This is a genomic window from Acidovorax sp. GW821-FHT09B03 (assembly GCF_059418305.1).
Genome location: NZ_JBWKPP010000004.1, coordinates 118,760 through 134,688, shown reverse-complemented (window position 1 = coordinate 134,688; position 15,929 = coordinate 118,760). Strand labels below are relative to the sequence as shown.

The following is a 15,929-nucleotide window of genomic DNA, read 5'->3' as shown; positions in this document are numbered from 1 at the left end:
ATGGCCGCCACCCCTTCCGCCGCAACGGCCTCCCAGCTCGGCGATGCGCGCACCGGCAAGCTGGCCGACAACCTCACGGGTTTTGGCCGCACCCTGCGCCGCGCCGGTGTGCGCGTGGACGCCGCGCGCATGGCCCTGGCCCAGCAGGCGGTGCTGCTGGTCGGCCTGCAGCGCCAGGACTTCAGCGCCGCGCTGGAGGCCGTGCTGGTCAGCCGCGAGCAGGACCGCCTGGTGTTCCGCGAGCTGTTCGACGCCTACTTCAAGAACCCCAACGTGGCGCAGAAGCTGCTGGCCCAGATGCTGCCCAGCGCGGAATCGAAGGCCGAGCCCGTGAAGCGCCGCCCGCGCGTGAGCGAGGCGCTGGCGCCCGTGCGCGCCGCGCGCAAGGCCCCGCCGCGCGAGGAGGACAAGGTCGACTTCGATGCCGCCATGACCGCCAGCGACCTCAGGCGCCTGCGCCATGCCGATTTCAACCAGCTGTCCGCCAGCGAATACCGGTTGGTGGAGCAACTGGCGCGCGACATTCCGCTGCCGCTGCCCGACTTTGCCGCGCGCCGCACCCGCCCCGGTGCGCGCGGCAACCGCCCGCACTGGCCCGGTGCCATGCACCAGGCAGCGCGCACGGGCGGCGAATTCTTGCAGGTGCCGCTGCTGCAGCGCCGCCGCCAGCCCTTGCCGCTGCTGGTGCTGGTGGATGTGTCGGGCTCCATGGAGCGCTATGCGCGCCTGCTGCTGGCCTTTTTGCACGCCGCCACCGCGCCGCGCAGGGCGGGGGCGCTGCGGCGCGACGTGTTCGCCTTCGGCACGGGGTTGACCGACCTCACCCCGGCCTTTCGCCTGGCCGACACCGATGCCATGCTGGAGGCTGCCAGCCACGCCATCGCCGACTTTGCCGGCGGCACGCGCATGGGCGAGAGCCTGCGCGCCCTGCGCCTGCAGCACGCGCGCCGGCTCGTGGGGCGGCGCACCCTGGTGCTGCTCATCACCGACGGCCTGGACACCGGCGAGTCCGAGCTGCTGGCGCAGGAGCTGGCCTGGCTGCGCCGCCACTGCGCGCGCCTGCTCTGGCTCAACCCGCTGCTGCGCTTTGGCGGCTATGCGCCCACGGCGCGCGGCGCATCGGTGCTGCACCGCGAGGCGCACGGCATGCTGGCCGTGCACGACCTGAGCCGCCTGCAGGACCTGGCCGGCAGCCTGGCGGCCGTGCTGCGGCAGTGACGCCACCGACCTGACTGAATCACCGAGGAATCAATCACCATGGAAATGCAAGCCAGCCGCACCCTTGCCGCCAGCCAGAGCCAGGCCTGGGCGGCGCTCAACGACCCCGAGGTGCTCAAGCTGTGCATCCCCGGCTGCGAGAAGATCGAGCCCACGGGCGAGAACCAGTACAGCGTGGCCATGGCGCTCAAGATCGGCCCGGTCTCGGCCAAGTTCGCGGGCAAGATCACGCTGTCTGACATCGTGCCGCCCGAGAGCTACACCATCGCCTTCGATGGCTCGGGCGGCGTGGCCGGCTTCGGCAAGGGCAGCGCCCAGGTGCGGCTCGAGGCGCTGCCGCCCGAGGGCGCGCAGGAGCGCTGCGAACTGCACTACACCGTGCACGCCACCGTGGGCGGCAAGATCGCCCAGCTGGGCCAGCGCCTGATCGACGGCGCCGCCAAGGGCATGGCCGAGGATTTCTTCAAGCGCTTCGACAACGAGATGCAGCGCCGCCATCCGCCCGCCGCGGAGGAGAGCGATGCCGACCCCCCCGACACCGTGCCTACTGAAATCCCCACCCAGCCGGGCGAGGACGCCGGGCCTGCAAGCGGCTTTGTTCCGAGCCAGCGGGCGGGCCTGCAGCCTGCAGGCGGACCCGAGTCCCAGGGCGGCGGCATCCCCGTCTGGGTCTGGGTCGCCGGCGCAGTGGCCCTGGTGGCGCTGGCGTGGTGGCTGAACTAGCGGTATCCCTCGGCGCACGGAACCGCCGGGCCTTGGGCACAATCTACGCACGATGACGATGGAAAACCTCGATGTGATGGTGCTGCGCTCCCTGCACGGCTGGCGTGCGGCAGGGCGGCGTGCTTTGCTGGCCACGGTGGTGCGCACCTGGGGTTCCTCGCCCCGGCCCGTGGGCTCGATCATGGCGCTGTGCGACGACGGTGCGGTGGTGGGCTCGGTTTCGGGCGGCTGCATCGAGGACGACCTGATCGACCGCCACACCCGCGCCTATGCGCAGGAGCGCGCCGGGGCCACGGGGCACGAACACCGCATTCCCCAGGGCCCGCCGTCCTTCGTCAAGTACGGCATCACGGCCGACGAGGCGCACCGCTTCGGCCTGCCCTGCGGTGGCACGCTGGAGCTGCTGCTCGAATACGACCCCGACCCCGCGCGCCTGGCCGAGTTGATCGCCGCGCTCGAAGCCGGGCGCCTGGTGCGCCGCACGGTGCGCCTGGCCGATGGCGCGGTGGCCCTGGCCATGGCCACGGAGCCTGCCGAGCTGGCTGTGGACGGGCAGGAGCTGACCAACACCTTCGGCCCCGAGTACCGCATGCTCATCATCGGCGCGGGCCAGATGGCCGAGTACCTGGCCACCATGGCCCTGTTCAATGGCTTCGCCGTGACCGTGTGCGACCCGCGCGAGGAGTACCGCCATGGCTGGAAGGTGCCTGGCGCCACCCTGGTGAGCGCCATGCCCGACGACGTGGTGGTGGATTTCAAGCCCGACCGGCGCAGCTGCGTGGTGGCGCTCACGCACGACCCCAAGCTCGACGACCTGGCGCTGCTGGAGGCCCTGTCCAGCGAGGCCTTCTACGTCGGCGGCATCGGTTCGCGGCGCAACAACGAGGCACGGCGTGCGCGCATGATCGAGCACTTCGAGCAGACCGAGGCCAGCCTGGCGCGTCTGCGCGGGCCCATCGGCATCTACATCGGCAGCAAGACGCCGCCCGAGATCGCCGTGAGCGTGATGGCCGAGATCCTGGCCGTGAAGAACGGCGTGGCCCTGCCGCGCGTGATGGAAGTGGCCCAGGCCAAGAACGACCGCGACGTGGCGCACAACGATCCCGGGCCGCTGGTCTGTGCGGTGGTGAACCGCTGACCGTTGTTTCAGCGGCTGCGGGTCTGCAGCTCCCGCTGCACATGCTGCAGCAACCCCTCGCAGGCATCCTCCACCAGGTCCAGTACGTCATCGAAGCCGGTGGCACCGCCGTAGTACGGATCGGGTACCACGGGACTGTCCATGCGCAGGCAGAACTTCGTGAGGCGCCGGAGCTTGTGGGCATGCTGCGGCGGGCACAGGTCCTGCGCCATGGCCAGGTTGTCCCAGTCCATGGCGAGAACCAGGTCGTGCGTTTCGAAGTCGGCCAGCAGCATCTGCCGCGCCCTCAGGTCCGACAGGTCGTAGCCGCGCCGGGTGGCGTGATTTTGCGAGCGGTGGTCCGGCGGCTCACCCGGGTGGTAGTTGTGCGTGCCGGCCGAGTCCACGCGCACCCGGTCACCCAGGCCCGCCGCCTGCACGCGGTGGCGGAACACGCCATGCGCCGTGGGGCTGCGGCAGATGTTGCCCATGCAGAGAAAAAGGACCGAATAGCCGGGTGTTGTTGGTGCCATGTGTGCCCTCAATGCAGAACGGCCCCGTGGGGGCCGTTCAGGAGTGTCGCATGGCGGCGATCAGGCGTGCACCTTCTCGCGCTTGGCGTCGTGGTAGGCCAGGGTGCCGCGCGTCACCACGCGGTCACCGGCCAGCACGGCACCGGCCTCGTGCTCGGGCGCGCCCTTCAAGCGATCGTAGAGCGGCGCGAAGTCGATCTTGGCCAGTTCCAGCAGTTCGTCCAGGTGGCCCAGCACGAAGTAGGTTTCCTGGAAATCATCGATGCGGTAGTTCGTCTGCATCACGCGTTCCAGTTCGAAGCGCACGCGGTTGGGCGAGTCGCTCTCGACCGAAAAGCGCGTCTCGCTGGCCGACGAGGCGATGCCCGCGCCGTAGATGCGCAGGCCGTCGCTCTGCTGCACCAGGCCGAACTCCACCGTGTACCAGTACACGCGTGCCAGCTTCTCCAGCACGCCCAGGCGGCTGGCGCGCAGGCCGCCTTCGCCATAGGCCTGGATGTAGTCGGCGATCACCGGGTTCATGAGCATGGGCACATGGCCGAACACGTCGTGGAAGACGTCGGGCTCTTCCAGGTAGTCGAGCTCATGCGGCTTGCGGATGAACTGCCCGGCCGGAAAGCGCCGGTTTGCCAGGTGGCCGAAGAACACGTCGTCGGGCACCAGGCCGGGCACGGCCACCACTTCCCAGCCCGTGCGCTTCTTGAGCACCTTGGACATCTGCTCGAAGTCGGGGATCTGCTCGGGGCCGATGGGCAGGTCCTGCATACCGCGGATGAACTCGTCGCAGGCGCGGCCCGGCAGCAGTTTGGACTGCCGCTCGAACAGGGTGCGCCAGACGCCGTGCTCTTCCTTGGTGTAGTTGGCCCAGCCCTGGTCGATGGTCCAGTCGGGCCGTTCGGGGGCGTGCGCGTCCCCGGCCGCCAGGCCGTGCTTGGCGGTTTCCTTGAGCTGCTGCAGCATGTGTGTCTCCTGGGCCGTCTATGCCGCGAAGGCTGCGGCGATGCGGTTCATCAGCAAGGCCATCTCGATGTCCTTGGCCGAGATGCCGTCCACGTCGTGCGTGGTCAGGGTGACCTTCACGCGGTTATAGACGTTGAACCACTCGGGGTGGTGGTTCATGCGCTCCGCATGCAGGGCCACCTGGGCCATGAAGCCGAAGGCCTGCACGAAGTCCTTGAACTGGAACTCGCGCGTGAGCACGCCGCCGCGCTCGGCGCCATGCGCCCAGCCGGCGAGGGCAGGCAGCTGCGCCGCCAGCTGCTCGGGCGTGAGCTTCATGCCGGTTCCTTGGCAGGGGCCTTCTCGTCCACTGCCAGCACGCCGCGGTTGATCTGGTCGCGCTCCAGCGATTCGAACAGGGCCTTGAAGTTGCCTTCGCCAAAGCCTTCGCGGTAGTCGCCCTTGCGTTCGATGAACTCGAAGAACACGGGGCCCAGCATGGGCTGCGAGAAGATCTGCAGCAGCAGGCGCGGCTGGCCGCCTTCAGTCGTGCCGTCCAGCAGGATGCCGCGGGCCTGCAGCTCGCCCACGGGCTGGCCGTGGCCGGGCAGGCGCTTGGCGAGGTTCTCGTAGTAGACCTCGTTGGGCGCGGTCAACAGGGGGATGCCGGCCATCTGCAGCTGGTCGATCGATTCGAGCAGGTTGTCGGTCAGCAGGGCGATGTGCTGGATGCCTTCGCCGTTGAATTGCATCAGGAACTCTTCGATCTGACCGCCGCCCTGGCGCGATTCCTCGTTCAGCGGGATGCGGATCAGGCCGTCCGGTGCCGTCATGGCCTTGGAGGTCAGGCCCGTGTACTCGCCCGAGATGTCGAAGTAACGGATTTCGCGGAAGTTGAACAGCTTGGTATAGAAGTCGGCCCAGTAGGCCATGCGGCCGCGGTAGACGTTGTGCGTGAGGTGGTCCACCACCTGGAAGCCATGGCCCTTGGGGTGCAGGTCCACACCGGGCAAAAATTCGAAGTCGATGTCGTAGATGGACTTGCCGTCTTCGAAGCGGTCGATCAGGTACAGCGGCGCGCCGCCGATGCCCTTGATCGCGGGCAGGCGCAGTTCCATCGGGCCGGTGGGGATCTCGACGGGCTGTGCTCCCAGTTCCAGCGCGCGGTTGTAAGCCTTGTGCGCATCGCGCACGCGGAATGCCAGGCCGCAGGCCGAGGCGCCATGCTCGCCCGCGAAATAGGCCGCGTTGCCCGGCTCGTTGTTCACGATGAAGTTGATGCCGCCCTGGCGGTACAGCAGCACGTTCTTGGAGCGGTGCTTGGCCACGAGCGTGAAGCCCATCTTCTCGAACATCGGCTCCAGCACGCCGGGCTTGGGCGAGGCGAATTCCACGAACTCGAAGCCGCACAGGCCCATGGGGTTGTCAAACAGATCGCTCATACATCGTCTCCATCATCGGTGGGCGGCACTCAGGCCGGGGGATAGGGAGACTGTAGGGATTTCAGGGCGCAGTTATCTTGCAATTTCGACATGCCAGAAGCCATTGCGCGCTTGATTCGTGCGAGAAACCAAATCCAGTGCATTTGAAAGGCTAAAAGTACTCGAATTGTGCAGGCTTGCTGCACTTTGGGGCGCTGTTGAGCCAACACACAAAGCCACCCTGGCAGTGCAGGCATGCGGGCGCATGCCCAGGTGTGATGCATCAGATTTTCTGCATGCCTCGCGCGCTGAAACGGTATTTCTCACGCCCGCATCCCTTGACCATACTCAAGCCCCATAACAGGAGACAAGCGATGAACACCACCCGCCGCCAGTTCGCGGGCCAGCTGGGCGCCTCAGCCCTGGCCGCCTACAGCCCCTTCGCCTTCGCCCAGGACAAGACCATCCGCGTGCTCGTGGGCTACGCCGCGGGCGGCGCGGCCGACACCGTGGCCCGTGCCGTGGCTGAAGGCGTGCGCGGCCATGGCTTCAACATGCTGGTGGACAACAAGGGCGGCGCCGGCGGCCGGCTGGCCACCGAGGCCCTGGTGGCGGCCCCAGCGGACGGCGCCACCCTGCTCATGACGCCCATGGGCAACCTCACTCTGTACCCCCACGTCTTCAAGTCCCTGTCGTACGACCCGCTCAAGCAGTTCGTCGGCGTGGGCAAGGCCTGCAGCATGAGCTTTGCATTGGCCGTGGGCGCCAACAGCCCGGCGAAGACGCTCAAGGAGTTCCTGGACCTGGCGCGCAAGGACAACGCCCTTGCCGCCTATGGCACGCCCGGTGCGGGCACGGCCATGCACTTCATCGGCCAGTTGCTGGGCAAGGCCGCCAAGGTTCCGCTGGCGCACGTGGCCTACCGTGGAGGCTCTGCCGCGGTGACCGACGCCATCGGCGGGGTTTTGCCCTGCGTGATCACCACCCTGCCCAACCTGCTGCCCATGCACAAGTCGGACAAGCTGCGCATCCTGGCGATCTCCGACGAGGCGCCGCTGGCCGCGCTACCCGGCGTGCCCACCTTCAAGTCGCTGGGCTACGGCGACCTGGCGATCACCGAGACCTTCGCCCTGTTCGCGCGGGCCGGCACGCCCGCGCCCCTGGTCGCGCAGCTCAACAAGAGCGTCACGGAGGCCATTCAATCCGAAAAGATCGCCTCGCTTCTGCACAAGCTTGAATACCAGCCCCAGACCGCCACCACCGAAGCCCTGGACCGACAGCTGCGCGAGGACCACGCCCGATGGGCTCAGATCGTGAAAGCCGCAGGCTATACCCCCGAAGACTGATGAAAGACCCTTGCTCCATGCCACGCCGCAACGTCATCGTGATCATGTCCGACGAGCATGATCCCCGCATCATGGGCTGTGCCGGCCATGCCTTCGTGAAGACGCCGCACCTGGACGCGCTGGCCGCGCGCGGTGTGCGCTTCACCGACGCCTACACCCCCAGCCCCATCTGTGTGCCCGCGCGCGCGGCCTTTGCCACCGGGCTGCGCGTGCACCAGACGCGCCACTGGGACAACGCCATGCCCTACGTGGGCGACCCGCGCGGCTGGGGCCATGTGCTGCAGCGCCAGGGCGTGCGCGTGGAGAGCATCGGCAAGCTGCACTACCGGGCCGAGGAAGACCCCGCCGGCTTCGACAAGGAGCACATCCCCATGCACGTGGTGGGCGGCCATGGCATGGTGTGGGCGTCCATCCGCGACCCCTATATTTCCAGCCCCAGCGGCAAGCGCATGCTGGGCGAGCACATCGGCGCCGGCGAGTCGCACTACACGGCCTACGACCGTGAGGTCACCGGCCGCGCGGTCGAATGGATCCGCGACGCCGGCACCCGCCCCGACGAGCCTTTCGTGCTCTACGTGGGCCTGGTGGCGCCGCACTTCCCGCTGGTCGCGCCCGAGGAGTTCTTCGCGCTGTACTCCAGCGAAGTGATGCCCGAACCCAAGCTGCAGCCCGCCAGCGGCTACCAGCGCCACCCCTGGGTGCAGGCGTATGCGGACTTCATGGACAACGAGGGCGAGTTCAAGAGCCCCGAGGAGCGGCGCCAGGCCTTCGTCGCCTACTACGCGCTGTGCAGCTTTTTGGACCACAACGTGGGCCGCATCACCGAGGCCCTGCGCGACGCGGGGCTGGAGGGCGACACTACCCTGGTCTACACCTCGGACCATGGCGACAACCTGGGCACGCGCGGGCTGTGGGGCAAGTCCACCCTGTACCAGGAGAGTGTGCGTGTGCCCATGCTCGTGGCGGGCCCGGGCGTGCAGCCCGGGGTGTGCGAGACGCCGGTCGACCTGCTCGACCTGTTCCCCACCATCCTGCAGGGCGTGGGCATCGACCCGGCGCCCGAGATGCAGGACCGGCCCGGCCGCTCGCTGCTGGACCTGGCGCAAGGCCCCGCCGAGCCCGAGCGCGTGGTCTTCAGCGAATACCACGCCGCCGGCAGCAACACGGCCGGCTTCATGGTGCGCAAGGGGCGCTACAAGTTCCACTACTACGTGCGCCACCGGCCAGAGCTGTTCGACCTGGTGGCCGACCCCGAGGAACTCGCCGACCTGGCCGGAGACCCCGCGTACGCCGACGTGCTGCGCGCCATGGAGGCCGAGCTGCGCTCCATCTGCGACCCCGAGGCCGTGGACGCGCTCGCCAAGGCCGACCAGTTGCGCATGATCGAGCGCCTGGGCGGCGTGCAGGTGGCCTCGCGCATGGGGGCGGGGGGCGCCACACCCGTACCGCAGGAGGCGCTGGCCGCTGCCGCCGTGCCATGAAAGGGCCCGCTTGGCGGCATGAGGGCGAAGAGCCCGACTACCGCTTCACCCTGGCCAACGAGCGCACCTTCCTGGCCTGGATACGCACCGCCCTGGCCGTGCTGGCAGGGGGCGTGCTGCTGGAGCAGTTCGCCACCCACCTGCAGCCGCGCCTCTTGGTGTCGGCCATCGCGCTGCTGATGTGCGCGCTGGCTGCCGCCCTGTGCATGCTCGCCTACCGGCGCTGGCGCGCCAACGAGATCGCCATGCGCCGCAAGGGCCCGTTGCCTGCCACGGCGGCGCTGGCCGTGCTGGCGGCCGGCCTGTTCCTGGCCGCGGTGCTGCTGCTGGGCCTGGTGCTGTGGCTTTCGCGCTAGGGACTGCGCGCGACCCGGGCCTGCAGCCCGAGCGCACCAGCCTGGCCTGGACGCGCACGGCCCTGGCCGTGCTGCTGAACGCCCTGGTGGCGCTGCGCGGCGCCTGGATCGACGGGTCGGCCATGCTGCTGGCCACTGGCGCCGTGCTGGCGCTGGCCGCCTGCGCGCTGTACGGCTACGGCGTGCACCGCGGCCGCGTGCTGCTGGCCTGCGAGGGCCGGGTGCCCCACCCGGCCGGCCTGGTCTGGGTGGCTGCGTTGGTGCTGCTGGCCTGCACCACGGGGGCGGCGGGTGTCGCCTGGCACCTGCTGCATTAGAGTTTGGGCATGACCCCCCGCCAGCTCAAGTATTTCGTGGAGATCGCGCGCTCCGGCAGCATCACCACGGCCGCTGCCACCCTGCACATCGCCCAGCCGGCGCTGAGCCACCACATCGCGGCGATGGAGGAAGAGCTGGGCGTGGTGCTGCTGCAGCGCCATGCGCGGGGCGTGCGCCTCACCATGGAGGGGCAGCGCCTGTTTGACCGGGCGGCCTCCATCCTGCGGCAGATGGAGCGCCTGCGCGAGGATGTGCGCGACGCCGCCTCCGAGTTCCGCGGCGTGGTGCGCGCCTGCATCGTCGGGTCGGTGGCGCCCGTGCTGGTGGTGCCTCTGTACCGGCTGATCGAGGAGCGCGCGCCCGAGGTGCAGCTGCACCTGACCACCGCCATGTCGCGCGAGGCCCAGACCCTGGTGGAGGCGCGGCGCGTGGACCTGGCCCTGCTGCCCACGGCGTCCGAGATGGCCAAACTCGAATCCCGGCCCGCCTACGAGGAGGATTTCTGCCTGTTTGGCACCCGGGAGCAGATGGGCGATGCCACGGGCGACATCGCCTTCTGCGAGATTGGCGACCGCCCGCTGGTAGAGCCCGACCGCGAGCACGACCTGCGCAAGCTCATCGAGCGCACGGCTGTGGCGCTCGATCGCCCGCTCAACGTGCGCTACGAGGTGAACAGCTCCGACCTGCTGCGCAGCATGGTCTGCGGCGGGCTGGCCTTCGCGGTCATGCCGCGCAATTCCTTCCCGGCGTTCGAGGCGCGCGGCATCGTGGCCCGGCGCATCGTGGAGCCGGTCCTGAGCCGTACCCAGTCGGTGGTCTGGTCCATGGAGCAGCCGCTGACGCCAGCCGGCCACCTGGTGCGCGATGCGATGCTGGAACTCATCGGCCAGATGGTGCGCGAGGGCCAACTGGTGGGCCGTGCCCTGCCATGAGGTTTATCTGATGGTGCGTGGGTGCAAGGCGTATTTCTCCGCGTGCTTGTCTTTCCGTACAGTGCAATGACTTCAACGGAGACAAGTGCAATGCAGACGATATCGCGGCAGGATGTGCCGGTACAAGCTTTGGTGGATGCCCTGTCGGGCATTCTTTCAACCGCCCAAATCGTGCTGGACCCCGGCGTGGCTGCCAGCCATGCGGGCGACTGGAGCGAGGCGCCGCGCCGCGTGCCGGCCGTGGTGCTGTTCCCCCGCACCCCGCAGGAGGTGGCCGGTGTGCTCGCTGCGTGCAGCCGCTTGGGCCAGCCCGTGGCCATCCAGGGCGGGCTGACGGGGCTGGCCGGCGGGGCCACCCCTGCAGGCGTCGAGGTGGCCCTGTCGCTGGCCAGGCTCAACGCCATCGAGGACATCGACACCGTGGGCGGCACGGCCGTGGTGCAGGCCGGCGTGGTGCTGGAGGAACTGCAGCAGCGGGTGGAAGAAGAGGGCTGGTCCTTCCCGCTCGACCTGGGGGCGCGCGGCTCGTGCCAGGTGGGCGGCAATGCTGCCACCAATGCCGGCGGCAACCGGGTGATCCGCTTCGGCACCATGCGCGACTTGGTGCTGGGGCTGGAGGTGGCGCTGCCCGACGGCCGGCTGATGACCATGCTCAACCGCGTGACCAAGAACACCACGGGCGTGGACCTCAAGCACCTGTTCATCGGAGCAGAGGGCACGCTGGGCGTGATCACGCGCCTGGTGCTCAAGCTCTCGCCCCGGGCCACGGCGGCCAATACGGCGCTGTGCGCGCTGCCCTCGTTCGATGCGGCCACGCGCCTGGTGCGCGACCTGCGCCGCGCGCTGCCCGCGCTGTCGGCCTTCGAGGTGATGTGGGCCGACTACCTGGAGGCGGCCATGGAGGTGACCCGGCTGCGCCAGCCCTTCGATGCACTCCACCCGGTCTATGTGCTGGTCGAGACCCTGGGTGCCAACGACGAGCGCGACCGCGAGGCGCTGGAACGCGAACTGGGTGAAGCCCTGGAACAGGGCCTGATTTCAGACGTGGTGGTGGCCCAGTCGGTGGAAGACGGCAAGAAGCTCTGGGCCTACCGCGAATCCATCGGCGAGCTGCTGGGCCAGCTCAAGCCGTTTGCCGCCTTCGATGTGGGCATCCCCATGGCGGCCATTGACGCCTTCGTGGAATCGGTGGGGGCGGAACTCGAGCGCCGCTTTCCGGCGCAGCGGCACCTGTTCTTCGGCCACATTGGCGATGGCAACCTGCACGTGCTCTCGGGCCCGCACGCGTCGTCGGACAGCCTGCACGACGTGGAAGAGGTGGTCTATGCCGCCACCGGCCGTGTGGGCGGCTCCATTTCGGCTGAGCACGGCATCGGCGTGGTGAAGAAGGAATTCCTCGCCCACAGCCGCTCGCCGGTGGAGATCGAGCTCATGCACAGCCTCAAGGCGCTGCTCGACCCTTCCGGCATCCTGAACCCCGGCCGCATTCTGGAATAGCCGTCAGCCCATGACGACCGGGCCGCCCTTCTGGATGCCGCGCTGGTAGGCCGGGCGGGCCTCCATGCGCTTCTTGTAGGCCTGCAGGTTCGGGCAATTGCCGGCCTTTTCGGAGCGCGACAGGGCGGCCTCGACCGCAAAGCTCATCTGGAAATCGGCCATCGTCAGGTGCTCGCCAGCGAACCAGGTGTTCTTGCCCAGGTGGGCCTCCATGAAGTCCATGGCGGTGTTCACGTTCGGGTCCACTACCTTGTCGAGCACCTTGCCGCACAGGGCCTTGGCAATGGGCTTGACGAAGAAGGGCATGGGCTGGCGCGGGATGGTCATGAACACCAGCTTCATCACCAGCCAGTTCATCAGCGAGCCTTCGGCGTAGTGCATCCAGAAGCGGCACTGGCGGTATTCGGGCGTGCCGCGTGCGGGCTCCAGGTGTGCCAACTCGCCCGTGGCCTGTGCGCCATAGGTCTCTGCCAGGTATTCGATGATGGCGGCGGACTCGGCGACCACCTCGCCGCCATCGGTGATGACGGGCGACTTGCCCAGCGGGTGGATCTTCTTGAGCTCGGGCGGGGCCAGCTTGGTGGCCTTGTCGCGTTGGTAGATCTTGAGCTCGTAGGGCACGCCCAGTTCTTCGAGCAGCCAGAGGACGCGCTGCGAGCGCGAGGTTTCGAGGTGGTGGACGGTGATCATGCGCGCATCTTAGGCGCTGTGCCCGGTGCTTTGCGCGCCCGTTGTGTCGCCTGGGCGATGCTGGGGCCAATCTGCCCTGGTGCCGGGCGGTTCAGCCCCGTGCCTGCACGGCCGGGTGTCCGCGCAGGTAGCGTGCAACGGCCTGCAGCACGCCGGCCAGGTCGCGCTGCACCGTCTCGAAGTGGGCGTTGCGCTCGCGGCTGGCCTCGTCCATGTAGACCGGCCGGCGGATCTCCACCTGCATGCTGTGCCGCTGGTGCGCGGGCTGGCCGATGCGGGCGATGAGCTGCACGCCCTTGTAGGGGTCGTTGCGCGCCACGGTGTAGCCACGGGATTTCAGTTCCTTTTCGACCAGCTCCACGAACGCCGGTTCGCAGGTGGTGCCGTCGCGGTCGCCCAGCACGAAGTCGGCCAGCGGGTGCACGCTCTGGATCTGCAGGCGCTCGTAGGCGTTGTTGGGCATGGAGTGCAGGTTCAGGTGCCAGACGGCACCGAAGCGCGCATGCGCCCGCGCGATGGCGGCCGCCAGCGCCGCATGGTAGGGCTGGTAGCAGCGCGCTATGCGGGCCTGCACCTCGGCAACCGACAGCCTGCGGTCGTAGATGGGCGTGGCGGCGTTCACGTTGCGCCAGATCAGGCCATAGCCCAGGCGGGTCTTTTCGCCGGGCGCCAGCGGCGTGGGCCATGGCGCGTCCAGCAAGGCCGGGTCCAGGTCGTCGAGCGTGCGGTTGGCATCGATGTAGCTGCGCGGGAAGTGTGCTTCCAGCAGGGTGGCGCCGACCTCGGGTGCGGCCTGCCAGAGTGCCTCCACATGCGTGTCCTCGGCCGCGCGCAGCAGGGCGCGCGGCACTGCGTGGCCGAAGTCCGTGGGGTAGGTGGTGCCGCTGTGCGGCGAGTCGCAGACCAGGGGAATGGCCGGCGTCACTGGTGCATGTAAGGTGAAGGTGGGGGCGTCGCTGTGCAGGTCCATGTGCATCATTCCGCAGTCAGTTTGGCGACCTTGGCCACGCGGGCATAGCGGTCCAGCGCCTGGCGGATCTGCACGCCGAACTGTGCGGGCGTGCCGGGGATCAGCGTGGCGCCGGCCTCGTCCATCTTCTTGATGAAGTCGGGGTGCTTCATGGCCGCGTGGATCGCCTGGTTGAGCCGGTTGACCACGGGCGTGGGCGTGCCCGCGGGCGCCACCACGCCGAACCAGCCGCCGGCACCCATTTCCTTGAAGCCCAGGTCGCCGTAGGTCGGCACCTCGGGCAGCAGGGGCGAGCGGGTGTCGGAGAGCACGGCCAGCGCCCGCAGGCGCCCGGCCTTGATGTGCGGCAGCGCCGACGGCAGGTTGTCGGTGATGCCATCGACCTGGCCCGCCACCGCGTCATTGAGCGCCATGCCCGCGCCCTTGTAGGGGATGTGCAGCAGCTGGATCTTGGCCAGGCTGGAGAAATGCTCCACGTTGGCATGCCCGAGCGAGCCCGTGCCCGGGGATGCGAAGTTGTACTTGCCCGGGTTGGCCTTGGCCAGCGCTATGAACTCCTGCATCGTCCTGGCGGGGAAATTGGCATTCACCGCGAACACGCTGGGCACCGTGGCCACGTTGGAGACCGGGGTGAAATCCTTCACCGGGTCGTACTTCATGCGGCTGCCGTAGGCCGCTGCGTTGGAGCCGTGCGTGCTCATGGTGGCCATGCCCAGGGTGTAGCCGTCGGCACGGGCCTTGGCCACCTGCTCCATGCCCAGCGAGCCGCCGGCGCCGGCCTTGTTCTCCACCACGATGGGCTGGCCGAGCTCGCGCCCGGCGAATTCGGCGATCAGCCGCGCCGCCAGGTCGGTGGAGCCGCTGGGTGCAAAAGGCACGATCAGTTTGATCGGGCGGTCCGGGAATGCGGCTTGCGCATGCACCGCGCCAGCCAGCGGTGTCAGGGCGAGGGCCAGCAACGCAGCCCTGCGGTGGAGGGAAGAAGGGAGGCGAATGCTTGCCATGGTGGGGGTTCTCTCGGTGACCAAAGGGTGCCGGCAAGTCTCTGGCGAACAGCCAGTCCCGGCAAACGACACTCCGGCATTCCTGTATTACCATTGGTCATACAACTCCCCACCTGCTTGCACCATGCGCCTGCATTCGCCGTCGATGTCCGAGCTGCACGCATTCGTCACCGTGGTGCGCACGGGCAGCTTTTCGCGCGCCGCTGACGAGCTGTGCGTGACCCAGGGCGCGATCAGCCGGGCCGTGGCACGGCTCGAAGGCCACTACGGCAAGGTGCTGCTCAAGCGCAGCGCGCAGCAGATGCAGCTGACCGAGTCGGGCGAACAATTGCTGGCGGCCGTGCGCGAGCCGCTGGCTGCGATCGAGGCGGCCAGCGAGGCGCTGCGCGTGGGGCCCTCACGCACCACCGACCTGGTGCTGTCCGTGGTGCCCACGCTGGCCAGCGTGTGGCTGGTGCCGCGCCTGCCGGACTTCCAGGCCCGGCACCCGGAGGTGCGTGTGCGCTTCGTTCCCTACCGCAAGGACGAGGATTTCTCGGGTCCCACGCCGCATGCCGCCATCCTTACGGGCCTCGGTCCCGCGCAGTGGCCGGGATGGGAGTGCGACTACGTCATTGGCCGTGAGGTGGTGCCGGTGTGCCACCCCGCGCGCGCCGCGAGGCAGCGCTGGCAGCACCCGGCGGACTTGGCGGCCGAGCCGCTGCTGGCCCATTCCACCTCGCCCGGCAACTGGGCGCAGTGGTTGCGGGCCGCAGGCGCCACCGGGGCCGAGCCCGAGCTGTCGACGGTGTTCGACCAGGTGTCCATCCTGGTCCAGGCGGCCATGGCCGACATGGGGGTTGCGCTGGTGCAGCGCTGCCTGGTGCGGGCCGAACTCGATGCAGGGCGCCTGGTCACGCCGTTCGACCTGCCCATCTGCCTGCAGCGCGGCTACTTCCTGTGCCGCCTGCCCGGGCACCGCCCGGCAGCCAGCCTGCCGGTCTTTCGCCAGTGGCTGCTGGAGATGGCACGGCAGGACATTGCGGCCATGCCTGCGTGAAGGGGGTTCAGGGTGTGTCGCAAGCCGGCCCGGAAAGCAAAAAGCCCTCGCGAGAGGGCTTTTTTGCAAGGTGCCGGCCGCAGCCGACCCGTGGCGATCTGGCGATCAGCCGCCCTTCTTGGAGCGCTTGCCAGGGTTCTTCTTGCTGCGCGTGGCAACGCCGCGCTCCAGACTCACGCGTTGGCCGCGGCCGCCGGTGGGCAGGGTGTAGCCAGCCACGGGCGTGGGGCGGGGGGTGCGCTTGCGGTCTGCTTCGGTAACGATCTTGTTGCCCATGGAAATTCTCTGGAAAAAGATTGGTGGAAAAACGCGTATTAGGCCATAGGTCGGCACAAAAGCCCAGAA

The 15,929-nt window shown here is 68.7% G+C and carries 18 protein-coding genes; 10 read left to right on the top strand and 8 right to left on the bottom strand.

Features of this window, described 5'->3' with window-relative positions; translation table 11 throughout:
- Genes AC07PA_RS09725 through AC07PA_RS09715 form a run of 3 tightly spaced genes read left to right on the top strand, consistent with a single transcriptional unit; the run spans position 1 to position 3,079 of the window.
- Positions 1-1,218: a vWA domain-containing protein gene (locus tag AC07PA_RS09725; RefSeq protein ID WP_007853468.1), complete on the top strand. Its 1,218-nt coding sequence runs from the start codon at positions 1-3 to the stop codon at positions 1,216-1,218.
- A gap of 39 nt (positions 1,219-1,257) precedes the next feature.
- On the top strand, positions 1,258-1,941 hold the full coding sequence (locus AC07PA_RS09720; RefSeq protein WP_494604936.1) for an SRPBCC family protein: 684 nt from the start codon (positions 1,258-1,260) through the stop codon (positions 1,939-1,941).
- A gap of 58 nt (positions 1,942-1,999) precedes the next feature.
- Positions 2,000-3,079, top strand: coding sequence for an XdhC family protein (locus tag AC07PA_RS09715; RefSeq protein ID WP_494605262.1), 1,080 nt, complete (start codon positions 2,000-2,002; stop codon positions 3,077-3,079).
- Between the two features lie 8 nt (positions 3,080-3,087).
- Here the strand turns inward: AC07PA_RS09715 and AC07PA_RS09710 are convergent, their stop codons facing one another.
- From AC07PA_RS09710 to hppD, 4 genes are read right to left on the bottom strand one after another with little or no spacing between them, the layout of a single operon-like run.
- Complete coding sequence (locus tag AC07PA_RS09710) at positions 3,088-3,591, bottom strand: low molecular weight protein-tyrosine-phosphatase (protein ID WP_494604934.1); 504 nt, start codon at positions 3,589-3,591, stop codon at positions 3,088-3,090.
- 60 nt (positions 3,592-3,651) lie between these two features.
- Positions 3,652-4,551, bottom strand: coding sequence for a phenylalanine 4-monooxygenase (gene phhA, locus AC07PA_RS09705; RefSeq protein ID WP_494604932.1), 900 nt, complete (start codon positions 4,549-4,551; stop codon positions 3,652-3,654).
- A gap of 18 nt (positions 4,552-4,569) precedes the next feature.
- Positions 4,570-4,869 (bottom strand): 4a-hydroxytetrahydrobiopterin dehydratase, encoded by a 300-nt coding sequence (locus tag AC07PA_RS09700; RefSeq protein WP_494604930.1) that lies wholly within the window; start codon positions 4,867-4,869, stop codon positions 4,570-4,572.
- Positions 4,866-5,972, bottom strand: a complete 1,107-nt coding sequence (gene hppD, locus AC07PA_RS09695; RefSeq protein WP_494604928.1) for a 4-hydroxyphenylpyruvate dioxygenase — start codon at positions 5,970-5,972, stop codon at positions 4,866-4,868. The genes AC07PA_RS09700 and hppD overlap by 4 nt, the downstream gene beginning before the upstream one ends.
- A gap of 353 nt (positions 5,973-6,325) precedes the next feature.
- Here hppD and AC07PA_RS09690 point away from each other — a divergent pair, with 353 nt between their 5' ends.
- From AC07PA_RS09690 to AC07PA_RS09665, 6 genes are all read left to right on the top strand, one after another.
- Positions 6,326-7,297 carry a Bug family tripartite tricarboxylate transporter substrate binding protein gene (locus tag AC07PA_RS09690; RefSeq protein WP_494604926.1) on the top strand — a complete coding sequence of 324 codons (972 nt, stop codon included), beginning with the start codon at positions 6,326-6,328 and terminating at the stop codon, positions 7,295-7,297.
- 17 nt (positions 7,298-7,314) lie between these two features.
- Positions 7,315-8,778, top strand: coding sequence for a sulfatase family protein (locus tag AC07PA_RS09685; RefSeq protein ID WP_494604924.1), 1,464 nt, complete (start codon positions 7,315-7,317; stop codon positions 8,776-8,778).
- A complete protein-coding gene (locus tag AC07PA_RS09680; RefSeq protein WP_494604922.1) occupies positions 8,775-9,134 on the top strand; it encodes a YidH family protein in 360 nt (119 codons plus the stop codon). The genes AC07PA_RS09685 and AC07PA_RS09680 overlap by 4 nt, the downstream gene beginning before the upstream one ends.
- Positions 9,119-9,451, top strand: coding sequence for a DUF202 domain-containing protein (locus AC07PA_RS09675; protein WP_007853498.1), 333 nt, complete (start codon positions 9,119-9,121; stop codon positions 9,449-9,451). Before AC07PA_RS09680 ends, AC07PA_RS09675 begins: the two co-directional genes overlap by 16 nt.
- Positions 9,452-9,460: 9 nt before the next feature.
- Entirely contained in the window at positions 9,461-10,384 is a 924-nt protein-coding gene (locus tag AC07PA_RS09670) for a LysR family transcriptional regulator (RefSeq protein WP_007853501.1), read from the top strand.
- 90 nt (positions 10,385-10,474) lie between these two features.
- The gene (locus tag AC07PA_RS09665; RefSeq protein ID WP_494604920.1) at positions 10,475-11,881 is read left to right on the top strand and encodes an FAD-binding oxidoreductase; all 1,407 of its coding nucleotides are present in this window, start codon (positions 10,475-10,477) and stop codon (positions 11,879-11,881) included.
- A gap of 3 nt (positions 11,882-11,884) precedes the next feature.
- Here the strand turns inward: AC07PA_RS09665 and AC07PA_RS09660 are convergent, their stop codons facing one another.
- The 3 genes from AC07PA_RS09660 to AC07PA_RS09650 form a co-directional block, all read right to left on the bottom strand.
- Positions 11,885-12,571, bottom strand: coding sequence for a glutathione S-transferase family protein (locus tag AC07PA_RS09660; RefSeq protein WP_494604918.1), 687 nt, complete (start codon positions 12,569-12,571; stop codon positions 11,885-11,887).
- A gap of 91 nt (positions 12,572-12,662) precedes the next feature.
- The gene (locus AC07PA_RS09655; protein WP_494604916.1) at positions 12,663-13,541 is read right to left on the bottom strand and encodes an N-formylglutamate amidohydrolase; all 879 of its coding nucleotides are present in this window, start codon (positions 13,539-13,541) and stop codon (positions 12,663-12,665) included.
- A 5-nt stretch (positions 13,542-13,546) separates the two neighbouring features.
- The gene (locus AC07PA_RS09650) at positions 13,547-14,545 is read right to left on the bottom strand and encodes a tripartite tricarboxylate transporter substrate binding protein BugE (RefSeq protein WP_494604914.1); all 999 of its coding nucleotides are present in this window, start codon (positions 14,543-14,545) and stop codon (positions 13,547-13,549) included.
- A gap of 124 nt (positions 14,546-14,669) precedes the next feature.
- On the opposite strand from AC07PA_RS09650, the gene AC07PA_RS09645 reads away from it, so the two are divergent.
- Positions 14,670-15,584, top strand: coding sequence for a LysR substrate-binding domain-containing protein (locus tag AC07PA_RS09645; protein WP_494604912.1), 915 nt, complete (start codon positions 14,670-14,672; stop codon positions 15,582-15,584).
- Between the two features lie 105 nt (positions 15,585-15,689).
- On the opposite strand, the gene AC07PA_RS09640 is transcribed toward AC07PA_RS09645, so the two are convergent.
- Complete coding sequence (locus AC07PA_RS09640; protein WP_007853534.1) at positions 15,690-15,860, bottom strand: hypothetical protein; 171 nt, start codon at positions 15,858-15,860, stop codon at positions 15,690-15,692.
- Between the last annotated feature and the right edge of the window lie 69 nt (positions 15,861-15,929).

Coding starts and splice junctions, on each gene's coding strand:
- AC07PA_RS09715 (WP_494605262.1), top strand. CDS start 2,000: ATGGAAAACCTCGATGTGATGGTGCTGCGCTCCCTGCACGGCTGGCGT.
- AC07PA_RS09655 (WP_494604916.1), bottom strand. CDS start 13,541: ATGGACCTGCACAGCGACGCCCCCACCTTCACCTTACATGCACCAGTG.
- AC07PA_RS09670 (WP_007853501.1), top strand. CDS start 9,461: ATGACCCCCCGCCAGCTCAAGTATTTCGTGGAGATCGCGCGCTCCGGC.
- AC07PA_RS09690 (WP_494604926.1), top strand. CDS start 6,326: ATGAACACCACCCGCCGCCAGTTCGCGGGCCAGCTGGGCGCCTCAGCC.
- AC07PA_RS09680 (WP_494604922.1), top strand. CDS start 8,775: ATGAAAGGGCCCGCTTGGCGGCATGAGGGCGAAGAGCCCGACTACCGC.
- AC07PA_RS09685 (WP_494604924.1), top strand. CDS start 7,315: ATGCCACGCCGCAACGTCATCGTGATCATGTCCGACGAGCATGATCCC.
- AC07PA_RS09640 (WP_007853534.1), bottom strand. CDS start 15,860: ATGGGCAACAAGATCGTTACCGAAGCAGACCGCAAGCGCACCCCCCGC.
- AC07PA_RS09700 (WP_494604930.1), bottom strand. CDS start 4,869: ATGAAGCTCACGCCCGAGCAGCTGGCGGCGCAGCTGCCTGCCCTCGCC.
- AC07PA_RS09650 (WP_494604914.1), bottom strand. CDS start 14,545: ATGGCAAGCATTCGCCTCCCTTCTTCCCTCCACCGCAGGGCTGCGTTG.
- AC07PA_RS09645 (WP_494604912.1), top strand. CDS start 14,670: ATGCGCCTGCATTCGCCGTCGATGTCCGAGCTGCACGCATTCGTCACC.
- AC07PA_RS09720 (WP_494604936.1), top strand. CDS start 1,258: ATGGAAATGCAAGCCAGCCGCACCCTTGCCGCCAGCCAGAGCCAGGCC.
- AC07PA_RS09660 (WP_494604918.1), bottom strand. CDS start 12,571: ATGATCACCGTCCACCACCTCGAAACCTCGCGCTCGCAGCGCGTCCTC.
- AC07PA_RS09725 (WP_007853468.1), top strand. CDS start 1: ATGGCCGCCACCCCTTCCGCCGCAACGGCCTCCCAGCTCGGCGATGCG.
- AC07PA_RS09710 (WP_494604934.1), bottom strand. CDS start 3,591: ATGGCACCAACAACACCCGGCTATTCGGTCCTTTTTCTCTGCATGGGC.
- hppD (WP_494604928.1), bottom strand. CDS start 5,972: ATGAGCGATCTGTTTGACAACCCCATGGGCCTGTGCGGCTTCGAGTTC.
- phhA (WP_494604932.1), bottom strand. CDS start 4,551: ATGCTGCAGCAGCTCAAGGAAACCGCCAAGCACGGCCTGGCGGCCGGG.
- AC07PA_RS09665 (WP_494604920.1), top strand. CDS start 10,475: ATGCAGACGATATCGCGGCAGGATGTGCCGGTACAAGCTTTGGTGGAT.